The following is a 10,739-nucleotide window of genomic DNA, read 5'->3' on the forward strand; positions in this document are numbered from 1 at the left end:
TCCACAGAAAGCCCGCCGCCACCAGGAACACCAGGTTCGGCAGCCATGCGGCGAGCGCAGGATCCATCGCTCCGCTCGCGCCCGCCGCGCCCGCGACCCGAAAGAACAGCATGTAGAAGATCGTGATGCCGAGCGCGATGCCGATGCCGTATGCCGCGCTGCCTCGTGCCGCGGCATTGGCTAGAGGCATGCCGAAGAGAACGATGATCAGCGTCGCACAGGGAATCGCGATCTTCTGTGCCTGTTCGACCATCAGCTCGAGGGGGTTGCCGCCGGAGCGACGCTGCGCCTCGATGAATTCGCCCAGCTCCGCGTAGCGCATCTCCTCGGGCTCGCGCGGGATCGCGAGCAGCTTCTCCGGCTCGTCGTCGAAGCCGCGCACGCGCGCGGTGCGGAAGCGCCAGGTCGATTCGGACTCCGGCCCCGCGTACCGTCGCAGGAATCCGCTGCTGATCGTCCAGCCGCTGTCGGCGGAAAAGCGCGCGCGCTCCGCGGTCAGATGCACGTGCGGACGTGCCGGCGGGTCGCCCTCCTGCTCCATGACCAGCCCCGTTATGGCGTTGGTCTCCGGGTCGAGCCGGCGCACCTGGTACACCGTCCCGTCGGGCCCGCGATACACGAACGACGAGCGGGTCGGCTGCGACTTCGGCTTCTCCCGCATGACCTCCGCCTTCATGCGCGTCGTGACCGGCACGACCTCGGTGAGCACGAGGCCGAGGGCGGTGAAGGCCACGCCCAGGAGCGGTAGCGGCAGCAGCAGTCGGAAGAAGCTGACGCCGCCCGCCTTGGCGGCCGCGAGCTCCGAGTGACGCGCCATGTTGCTGACCGTGAACACCGTCGCGATCAGTGCCGCGATCGGCATCGACCACGAGATGAACAGCGGCATCTGGTAGAGGTAGCCGAGCAGCAGGTCGCTCATCGTGAGGCCGCGCTCCGAGTAGCGACCGACATTGTCCGTCCAGTCGCCGATGATGAACAGCATCGGCGCGGCGAGGACGAACAGGATGAAGAGTCGCAGGAACTCGCGTGCGATGTAGCGATCGAGCGTCCGCATCAATCGGCGCCCGCTCCCGCCGGCGCCGCGCGCCGGCGACGGAACGGCTTCGTGAGGAAGGACTTCGTCGTCTGCACGAAGTCGTCGAAGCCACCGCCGCGCGTGGTGGACGTTTCACGGCCGATGCGCGACAGCCCCCACAGCGCGAGGCCGAGAAAGGCGATGTTCGGCAGCCACGGGCCGACGAACGGCGCGATCGTGCCCGCATCGCCGAGCGACTCACCGCCGATCAGCGAGATGTAGTAGATGCCGAACACGATCACGGAGAACAGGATCACCATCCCTGCGCCGCCGCGCGGGAAGCGCACGGCGAGTGGCGCGCCGATCAGCACGAACACGATGCACGCGAAGGGGATCGCCCACTTCTTGTGCCATTCGACACTGTATTCGTTGATGCGACGCTGGAGTGTGCGCGCGCGGTTCTGGAACGCAGCAAGTTCGCTCGCGGAGCGCTCGGCGACGTAGTCGCTCGTAGTGCCGCCCTCCGGCTCGTGCGTGCGGATATCGGCACTGTAGCGCTCGGGGTAGTCGTTCACGTTCACGGTGTACGCCGCGCTCGGCGGCGGGAAGCGGTCTTCGCTGCCCGGCGCCTGCCCGGAGGGCCCGCCAAGCGCCATCGCGACCGCAGCGCGACCGAGACTCGCGGCCTCCGCGCGCAGTGAATCCATCTCCGTACGTGCGGTGTCGATCGTCGCCTGCAACTGCGCGAGCGACATCTCACGGTCACTGCGGTACTCGCTCGACTGCTCGCGCTCGAGGAGCGTGTTCACACCGGCGAGCTGCATCAGCTGCTCCCGGAAGTACACGCGCTGGAAGTTCTCGCGGTTCTTCTCGTCGACCTGGTTGATCCAGCCGTCGTACAGGATCATCAGCAGGTTGGTCTGGTCCTCGCTGAACGTGATGCGTCCCGAATCGGCGTACACCGTGCGCGGCTCGGCGGGCACACTCAGGTCATAGATGACGACGTCGCGCATCCGGTTCGTGCCCGGATCGATGTGCGCGGCCTGCAGGTAGTAGCGTGAGCGGTAGTTCTCACTGCGGATCTCGTTGATCACCTGCTCCCGCAGCTCCAGCGTCGGGCTCTTGCGCGCGATGTCGGCCAGCAGGTTCTTGAGGCGGTGGTTGGTCTCGGGCAGGATGCTGTCGTTGAAGTACACCATGCCGCCGAAGAGCAGGACCGCGCCGGCGAGCACCGGCACCATCAGGCGGACCAGGTTCACACCGCTCGCCTTGAGCGCCGTGATCTCGTTGTCCGCCGCCATCTGGCTGAACGCGTAGAGCACGGCGACCAGCACGGCCATCGGCAGCGTGAGCGCGATCACGTGCGGCAGCGACAGCAGACCGACCTCGATGATCACCCACGTGCCCAGCCCCTTGCCGGCCAGGTCCTCGATCCGCCGCGCAATCGTGTTGATGAAGACGATGCTGGTCAGGACGCTGAGCGCGAACAGGAACGGGCCCAGGTGCGCCCGCAGCATGTATCGTGTGAGAATTCGCATATCGTCCCGGCGGCGGTCCGGGAGGCCCCGGATCGGGCCAGCACCGGCAAACGCGAAACACTACCCGCGGCCTCCGTGTCATACAAGACGACCGCGCTTCCGTGGTACACGGGCCGGCATGCATCGTTCGACGCCGTTCGGCGGCCAACCCGGTGGCGCGCGCCGCTATGGCCCGGCCCCGCAATCGACCCTAGCTTCGTGCGCATGATCGAGACCCCCTGGAATACGACGTCCCTGCGCCGCCACCGCGGCGCGATGCCCCGCCGTCCGGGGCGCGCGGAACCCGTTGCGACGGGTGCGGCGGGCGAGCCCTTTCGCCGCCGCGCAGCGCACGCGCTGTGCGCCGTGGCCGTGCTCATCCTGCTGCTCGTGACCGGCGCATGCGCCAACGGCAACGAGGGCAGCGGCCAGATCGCTGCGGCTGACGTGCCCGCATTCGACGCCGACAGCGCCCACGCGCTGCTTCGCCGGCAGGTAGAGTTCGGACCACGCGTCCCGGGCACGCCCGGTCATGCGGAGCAGCTGCAGTGGATGGTCGAGTACCTGCGCGAGCGCGCTGACTCGGTCATCGTGCAGAGCTTCGACCAGCCGATCGAGGGTGCGGAGCCGCTCCGGCTGCACAACGTCTTCGCCCGCTTCGCTCCCGAGAACCCCACCCGTATCCTCCTCGCCGCACACTGGGATACGCGGCCCGTGTCGGACCAGGAGGACGACGAGGCCCGCCAGCAGCTGCCGGTCGCCGGCGCGAACGACGGCGCCTCGGGCGTCGCCGTGCTGCTCGCACTCGCGGACATGTTCGCGGCGCAGCCACCGCCGATCGGCGTCGACATCCTGCTGACGGACGGCGAGGACTTCGCCACGGAGCCCGGCGACTACGACAACATGTATCTCGGCGCGAAATACTTCGCGGCCAACCAGCCGGCCGGCTATGCACCGCTGTACGGCATCCTCGTCGACCTCGTCGGCGATACGAACCCTCGCTTCGAGATGGAGGGCTACTCGCTGCAGTACGCGCCCGAGGTCGTGCAGCGCGTGTGGCGCATGGCAGAGGGAATCGGCTACGGCAACATCTTCGTGCGCAGCAGCGGCATGTCCGTCATGGACGACCACGTGCCGCTCAACCAGGGTGGCATCCGCACGATCGACATCATCGACATGGATTACGGCCCCAACAACGCGTACTGGCACTCGCAGAACGACGTCGTGGAGAACACGTCGTCGCGCGGGCTGGGCGCGGTGGGTGACGTCATCGCGGCGTTGATCTACCGGGGAGGGTAGGGCAGCGAACCGACGTGATTGGCGGTTCGTGGCGTAACCAGGTTGACTGCACTCCTGCGAGCACTGCGCAGCGATCAGCGCTGGGACGCCTCGCGGCGTGATGCGAGGCCAGCGCCCGGCGCCGGCCTCGCCACTCCCTAGTTCCAGTTGTCGATCTTCAGATCTCGCGGCGAGGGGCGGCCCGTACCGGTTTCGACATACGCTCGGAGGCTGAGCAGGAACGTCGCCCACTTCATGCTGCAGTGCGAGGTGAACTCCACGGCTTCGCGCCAGTTGCGGTGGCCGAACAGCACGATCGTCGTGCCGTCCTCCTGCGTCAGCCGGTACGTGATGTCCGTGCCCACCCACTCCGGCGGGCCTTCCACGCAGCGCCACCTCACCTGCGCATCGCCGTCCGGCTGCTGCACCTCCATTACCATCCGACCTTTGACCGCATCGTGGTCGCGGAACACGAACTCGATGCGCCCGCCAACCGCGCTGTCGCCGCTGACGTCCTCCGTCCACCACCCCGCCAGCCCGTCGATCGACGACAGGGCCTGCCGCACGGGCTCCACAGGGGAATCGATTCCGATCCGATGAATGATGTCGACCATTTGCAGCCTCCCCACCTTGAATGTTGATGCACAGCCACCACCGGCTGCCCGGACCGTTACCGGCCCTGCGCAACAGTAGAAATATCACTTGCAAAACGCAAGTGACATGGGTAGAGTTGAGGGGCAGCTGACCAGGAGAGTGCAATGAGAAAGCGGAAGGGCGGGCCGAGATCACACTGCCCGGTCAACTACGGCCTGGAAGCGTTCGGCGACCCGTGGGCCCTGCTGATCCTGCGCGACATCGTGTTCCGCGGAAAGCGGACGTACGGCGAGTTCCTGCGGGCGGAGGAAGGCTGGGCGACGAACATCCTGGCCTCCCGGCTGGAGCACCTGGTCAGTGTCGGCATCCTGCGACGCGACCCGGATGAAAGCGACGGTCGCAGGGACATTTACTCTCTGACGGACAAGGGGCTGGACGTGATCCCGGTGATTCTCGAGATGGTGCTCTGGAGCGCGAAGTACGATGCCGACTCCGAGGCGCGCCGGATCCCGCGGCTGATCGAGTCGATCCGGTCAGACAATCGCGCCACGTTCGAGGAAGTCCGGGAGCGGGTGCGCAGCGGAGAGGGGATCGTGAAGTACTACGTCGAGTAGGGCGAGTCAGGTCGCCCCGGGTCGTCCCATCCAGCCATCCTCCTGCCCATCCGCCGCCCCCATCATCGCGCGCACCCGAGCGGAGGCGCACGATGAAACTGACCAGAGAGGAGTCCCAGGCCCTCGCGTTCATCGGGGGCATGATCCTGATCTCGGCGATCGCGCGATTCGCCGGCCGGCCCGGCCCGGTCGTGATCGAAGGCAACCAGGTCAGCATTGCGGAGCTGCAGGCGGGCAGCATGGCGCTGATGAGTCGTGCGAATGCGGCGGAGGCCGGGGCATCGCTCGGCTGGGTGAACGTGAACGTGGCGACCGAGGCAGAGATCGCGGCGATCCCGAAGGTCGGCCCCGCGGCGGCCGCGGCAATCGTGGCGGAGCGCGAGCGGCTCGGCGCACTGGAGCTCGACGACGTACGCGCCCTGCCGGGACTGAAAACGTCCGTCCTTGAGGCGATCGCCGACAACGGCAGCTTCGGCACGTGGGACGACCCCGGTCGAATGACGCCGCCGCCGGGTCGCGGCGCCCTCCAGGAGCCTGCGAAGAAGAGGACCGGACAGGGCACGACAACGCGCTCAACGAGCACGCAGCGACGGCCAACCGTCGTGACCGGCGGCAGGCGCTCCAGCGCGTCCACTGCGCCACCGGTCGTCGTTCGGCGCACGCCGACCAGTGCCGGCGGTCCCGCCGCGCAGCTGATCCCGGTGAACGAGGCGACTGCCGAGGAGCTGCAGCGGCTGCCGGGCGTCGGACCCGCACTGGCGGCCCGCATCCTCGCCCATCGCCAGGAGCACGGCCCGTTTCGGACACTGGAAGACCTGGATGCCGTGAGCGGCATCGGTCCCGCGCTGATCGAGCGAATCGGGCCGCTGGTGCGGTTCTGAGGGGTTGGGGCCGGCGGGGCCGTGAGGGCCGTCGGGGCGAACTGCGGGACGGGGTGTTCGGGCCGGCGGGGCCGTCAGGGCCGTCGGGGCGAACTGCGGGACGGGCCGGGCGTCGCGCTGCCGGCCGCGCCGGCCCCGACGGCCCAGACGGCCCCCACGGCCCGGCGTCGCCCTCCATGAACATTTCGTAACCTGTTGTCACTACACATTTCTGCTTGACCCGTGCAGACTACATCGGTAACTTTTTTCCCTCCCCGACACGTCCGCCGAGGCGACCACGATGAGTGTGCGGACGGGACCCCGGATACCTATGGCGACTGCGACGACAGCAGCAACCGACCGGATCGGTGAACTTCTGGTACGTGAAGGCCTGATCACCGCCGAGCAGCTTTCGGCGGCGCTCCAGGACGCGCGTCAGAATGGTCACCGGATCGGGTACGCGTTGATCAAGCTCGGCTTCGTGCAGGAGAGCGAGCTGACGCGCGCGCTCGCCAAGCAGTATCGCGTCCCGGCCGTGGACCTGGACCGGGTCCAGGTGGATCCGAAGATCGTCAAGATGGTTCCGGGCGACCTGGCCCTGCGCTACCTGGTGCTGCCGCTGCGCCGGGTCGGGCGGATGCTGACGGTCGCAATGGCGAACCCGACGGACGCCGGCGCGATCGACAACCTGAAGTTCATCACTCGCCACGACATCGAGCCGGTGATCGTGGGCGAGTACACGCTGCGCAAGCATCTCGAGACCTACTACGGCGTCAAGGAGGACGAGAGCGCGCTCGCGCAGATCCTCGACCAGATCGAGGGTGACGGGGACGTCGAGCTGGTCGAGGAGCAGGAGGACGAGCTCTCGGCCGCGGCGCTCCAGGCGCAGGTCGACGACGCGCCGGTCGTCAAGCTGATCAACGGCATCCTGACGGACGCCGTGCTGCGCGGCGCGTCGGACATCCACGTCGAGCCGTTCGAGAAGGAGATCCGCGTGCGCTACCGCATCGACGGTGCGCTCATGGAGATCATGAAGCCGCCGATGAAGCTCAAGGCGGCGCTGACGTCGCGTATCAAGATCATGGCGTCGCTCAACATCGCGGAGCGACGCGTGCCGCAGGACGGCCGCATCAAGCTGAAGATGAAGAACAAGGTGATCGACTTCCGTGTGTCGACACTGCCGGTCATCTTCGGCGAGAAGATCGTGCTGCGTATTCTCGACAAGAGCAACCTGACGCTCGACCTCGAGAAGTTCGGCCTGGAGCCGAAGGCCGAGAAGGACTTCATGGCCGCGATCATGAACCCCTACGGCATGGTGCTGGTCACCGGCCCGACGGGTTCCGGTAAGACGACGACGCTGTACTCCGCCCTGTCCAAGATCAACACCGAAGAGGTGAACATCATGACGGCGGAGGACCCGGTCGAGTACAACATCTACGGCATCAACCAGGTCCTGGTCCGCAACGAGATCGGGATGACGTTCGCCGCGGCGCTGAAGGCGTTCCTGCGCCAGGACCCGAACATCATCATGGTCGGTGAGATCCGTGACATCGAGACCGGCGGCATCGCGATCAAGGCCGCGCTCACCGGTCACCTCGTGCTCTCGACGCTGCACACCAACGACGCGCCCTCGACGATCACGCGTCTGATCGACATGGGGCTGGAGCCGTTCAACGTCGCGGCCGCGCTCAACTGCGTGACCGCGCAGCGGCTCGTGCGCCGGATCTGCAGCGGCTGCAAGGAAGAGGCGACCTACAGCGACGACTTCCTCGATGCAGCGGGCGTGCACGGCGAGGAGCGCAAGCTGACGTTCTATCGCGGCAAGGGCTGCGACAAGTGCGCCGGCAGTGGCTACAAGGGACGCGCCGGCCTCTACGAGGTGATGGCGATGTCGCCCGAGCTGCGCAAGCTGATCATGCACGGTGCATCGTCGGACGAGCTGCGCCAGCAGGGTCTGAAGGAAGGCATGCTGACGCTGCGCATGGACGGCATGAAGAAGGTTTCGCGTGGTGTGACCACGCTCGAGGAAGTCATCAAGGAGACGGCAGCATAATGAGCACCACGGCGCCGCCGACGGCGGCGGCACCCCGCCAGGCGGTCAACCTGCGCAACCTGCTGGACGAGATGATCCGGCGCGGCGCGAGCGACCTGCACATCACGGCGGGTGAGCGACCGAAGTTCCGCATCGACGGCCAGATCACGAATGCGACGTCGGACGGCGAGCTCTCGCCCAAGGAGACGCTCTCGATCGCGTACTCCATCCTGACGGAGGCGCAGAAGAAGCGCTTCGAGCAGGAGGACGAGCTCGACTTCTCGTTCGGCATCCAGAACCTGTCACGCTTCCGCGGCAACGTCTTCAAGCAGCGCGGCTGCGTGACGATGGTGATCCGCCAGATCCCGTTCCAGATCAAGACCGCCGACCAGCTCGGCCTGCCCAACACCATCACGCGCCTGGCCGAGAAGCCGCGCGGCCTGGTGCTGGTCACCGGCCCGACCGGCTCCGGCAAGTCGACGACGCTGGCCGCGATGATCGACAAGATCAATCGCGAGGAGCGGGGTCACATCCTGACGGTCGAGGACCCGATCGAGTTCGTGCACAAGCACCAGGGCTGCATCGTGAACCAGCGCGAGGTCGGCGCCGACACGAAGAGCTTCAGTGCCGCACTGAAGTACGCGCTGCGCCAGGACCCGGACGTCGTGCTGATCGGCGAGATGCGCGACCTGGAGACGATCGGCGCCGCACTGACCATCGCGGAGACCGGTCACCTCGCGTTCGCGACGCTGCACACCAACTCCGCGGCCGAGACGATCAACCGCATCATCGACGTGTTCCCGTCGAACCAGCAGTCGCAGGTGCGCGCCCAGCTCGCATTCGTGCTCGAGGGCGTGGTCACGCAGACGCTGCTGCCGAAGAAGTCGGGCGGGCGCGTCGCCGCGTGCGAGATCATGGTGTGCACGCCCGCGGTCCGCGCCTGCATCCGCGACGACAAGGTCCACCAGATCTACTCGATCATGCAGGCCGGCAAGAAGTTCGGCATGCAGACGATGAACGACGCGCTCTACCAGCTCTACATCCAGGGCGAGGTCACGCTCGAGGACTGCCTGCAGCATTCGAGCGATCCGAACGAGTTCCTGCGCATGTCGGGCGAGAAGATGCCGGAAGGCATGGGGACGCAGCCGTAACAGGGTGAGGCGGGCCGGGGCCCCGGGCCGTGGGCCCGGGCCCGCATTTCATTGGACATGCACGGAGCCAGGACATGCCGACATTCGCGTACACTGCACGAGGTCTGAACGGCGACATCACGGCGGGCGAGATCGAGCTGCCGAGTCGTGACGACGTCGTCGGTCATCTTCGCCGGCAGAAGCTGATCCCGGTCAAGGTCGAGGAGAAAGCCGCCGGGCTCAACATCACGTTCGGCAGCGGCATCGGCACGCGCGACGTCGTGATCTTCACGCGTCAGTTCGCGACCATGATCAACTCGGGTCTGCCGCTCGTGCAGTCGCTCGACATTCTCGCGAAGCAGTCCGAGAACAAGGCGATGCGCAAGGTCGTCGAGGACGTGCTCTACGACGTCGAGTCCGGCCAGACCCTCGCCGACGCCATGCGCGGCCACGAGAAGGTCTTCACCGACCTGTACGTCAACATGGTCGCGGCCGGTGAGGCCGGCGGTATTCTCGACACCATCCTGCTGCGCCTCGCGACCTTCCTCGAAAAGGCCGACGCCCTCAAGCGCAAGATCAAGGGCGCGATGGTGTACCCGGCGGTCATCATGACCGTCGCGATCGGCGCCGTCGCGATCCTGCTCATCTTCGTCATCCCGACGTTCCAGGAGATGTTCGAGGGTGCGGGCATCGCGCTGCCGGGTCCGACCCAGTTCGTGATCTTCCTGTCGGAATTGCTGCAGGCGCGCTGGTGGGCGTTCCTGCTCGGCATCGTCATGTTCGTCGTGCTTCTGCAGCGCTACTACAAGACGGACAACGGGCAGCTCGTGCTCGACCGGCTGCTGCTGAACATGCCGATCTTCGGGCCGCTGCAGCGCAAGACCGCGATCGCGCGCTTCACGCGCACGCTCGGGACGCTGGTCGCCTCCGGCGTGTCGATCCTGGACGGCCTTGAGATCACCGCCCGCACCGCGGGCAACCGCGTGGTGCACGACGCAATCATGGAGTCGCGCGCGTCCATCGCCGGCGGTGAGACGATCAGCGAGCCGCTCAAGAAGTCCGGGGTCTTTCCGCCCATGGTGGTGAGCATGATCAACGTCGGTGAGCAGACCGGCGGCCTCGACGAGATGCTGACCAAGATCGCCGACTTCTACGACGAGGAAGTCGATGCGGCGGTCGAGGCGCTGCTGGCCGCGATGGAGCCGCTGATGATCGTGTTCCTGGGTACCGTCGTCGGTGGTATGATCGTGGCGATGTACCTGCCGATCTTCGATATGATCAATGCGGTGGGGGGTGAGGCGGGACCGCCGGTAGAAAGTGGAGAATCGGCACCTGCAGATCGCCACTACGATTCATAGAATCATTCCGTGTTGGATCGTAGATCGTGACAAGTTCTATCGTGCGTTGGCGTAATTGCCCTGGCGACAGGTAGACGCGCGCCGAAATTGCCGAGCTGGGAGTGGCGTCTATTTCGATGCCTGCCCCCCGGTTCGTTGCGGGGTGTCACACCAGCAGGCAATCAGGTCGTTTTGCGATTGCCGGCAACAAACATGGGAACCGGCCGTAACGTCGCATTGCAACCGTAGCTATGAAGATGAACCGGTGACTGCTCTCCCGGGTAGCGCGATGGTCAGTCTGAGTCACACGATCCCGCCCAGTCCCGGATTTGACCTTCAAGGCAAGTCGGTTGGCGCCGCCG

The 10,739-nt window shown here is 66.5% G+C and carries 9 protein-coding genes; 6 read left to right on the forward strand and 3 right to left on the reverse strand.

The genetic code is table 11. From position 1 onward, the window contains the following. Nucleotides 1-1,054 (reverse strand): LptF/LptG family permease (locus VFU06_03515; GenBank protein HEU5208457.1); only part of this gene is annotated, 1,054 nt, incomplete at its 3' end. After that, a complete protein-coding gene (locus tag VFU06_03520; GenBank protein HEU5208458.1) occupies nt 1,054-2,553 on the reverse strand; it encodes an LptF/LptG family permease in 1,500 nt (499 codons plus the stop codon). The genes VFU06_03515 and VFU06_03520, both read right to left, overlap by 1 nt. Nucleotides 2,554-2,757: 204 nt before the next feature. On the opposite strand from VFU06_03520, the gene VFU06_03525 reads away from it, so the two are divergent. Further along, complete coding sequence (locus tag VFU06_03525) at nt 2,758-3,831, forward strand: M28 family peptidase (protein ID HEU5208459.1); 1,074 nt, start codon at nt 2,758-2,760, stop codon at nt 3,829-3,831. Nucleotides 3,832-3,968: 137 nt separating this feature from the next. Here the strand turns inward: VFU06_03525 and VFU06_03530 are convergent, their stop codons facing one another. Beyond that, entirely contained in the window at nt 3,969-4,424 is a 456-nt protein-coding gene (locus VFU06_03530; GenBank protein HEU5208460.1) for an SRPBCC domain-containing protein, read from the reverse strand. A 144-nt stretch (nt 4,425-4,568) separates the two neighbouring features. Here VFU06_03530 and VFU06_03535 point away from each other — a divergent pair, with 144 nt between their 5' ends. From VFU06_03535 to VFU06_03555, 5 genes are all read left to right on the forward strand, one after another. Next, nucleotides 4,569-5,018 (forward strand): helix-turn-helix domain-containing protein, encoded by a 450-nt coding sequence (locus VFU06_03535; protein ID HEU5208461.1) that lies wholly within the window; start codon nt 4,569-4,571, stop codon nt 5,016-5,018. A 92-nt stretch (nt 5,019-5,110) separates the two neighbouring features. Further along, on the forward strand, nt 5,111-5,899 hold the full coding sequence (locus VFU06_03540) for a helix-hairpin-helix domain-containing protein (GenBank protein ID HEU5208462.1): 789 nt from the start codon (nt 5,111-5,113) through the stop codon (nt 5,897-5,899). 310 nt (nt 5,900-6,209) lie between these two features. Next, nucleotides 6,210-7,931 carry a type IV-A pilus assembly ATPase PilB gene (gene pilB, locus VFU06_03545; protein ID HEU5208463.1) on the forward strand — a complete coding sequence of 574 codons (1,722 nt, stop codon included), beginning with the start codon at nt 6,210-6,212 and terminating at the stop codon, nt 7,929-7,931. Further along, nucleotides 7,931-9,061, forward strand: a complete 1,131-nt coding sequence (locus VFU06_03550; protein HEU5208464.1) for a type IV pilus twitching motility protein PilT — start codon at nt 7,931-7,933, stop codon at nt 9,059-9,061. Before pilB ends, VFU06_03550 begins: the two co-directional genes overlap by 1 nt. 74 nt (nt 9,062-9,135) lie before the next feature. Continuing rightward, nucleotides 9,136-10,398: a type II secretion system F family protein gene (locus tag VFU06_03555; protein HEU5208465.1), complete on the forward strand. Its 1,263-nt coding sequence runs from the start codon at nt 9,136-9,138 to the stop codon at nt 10,396-10,398. Nucleotides 10,399-10,739: the final 341 nt, after the last annotated feature.

Source organism: Longimicrobiales bacterium, from assembly GCA_035764935.1.
GTDB lineage: Bacteria > Gemmatimonadota > Gemmatimonadetes > Longimicrobiales > RSA9 > DASTYK01.

What these genes read in the sequence shown, in the direction of transcription:
- VFU06_03520 (HEU5208458.1), bottom strand. Translation starts at nt 2,553, where the DNA reads ATGCGAATTCTCACACGATACATGCTGCGGGCGCACCTGGGCCCGTTC.
- VFU06_03525 (HEU5208459.1), top strand. Translation starts at nt 2,758, where the DNA reads ATGATCGAGACCCCCTGGAATACGACGTCCCTGCGCCGCCACCGCGGC.
- VFU06_03530 (HEU5208460.1), bottom strand. Translation starts at nt 4,424, where the DNA reads ATGGTCGACATCATTCATCGGATCGGAATCGATTCCCCTGTGGAGCCC.
- VFU06_03535 (HEU5208461.1), top strand. Translation starts at nt 4,569, where the DNA reads ATGAGAAAGCGGAAGGGCGGGCCGAGATCACACTGCCCGGTCAACTAC.
- VFU06_03540 (HEU5208462.1), top strand. Translation starts at nt 5,111, where the DNA reads ATGAAACTGACCAGAGAGGAGTCCCAGGCCCTCGCGTTCATCGGGGGC.
- pilB (HEU5208463.1), top strand. Translation starts at nt 6,210, where the DNA reads ATGGCGACTGCGACGACAGCAGCAACCGACCGGATCGGTGAACTTCTG.
- VFU06_03550 (HEU5208464.1), top strand. Translation starts at nt 7,931, where the DNA reads ATGAGCACCACGGCGCCGCCGACGGCGGCGGCACCCCGCCAGGCGGTC.
- VFU06_03555 (HEU5208465.1), top strand. Translation starts at nt 9,136, where the DNA reads ATGCCGACATTCGCGTACACTGCACGAGGTCTGAACGGCGACATCACG.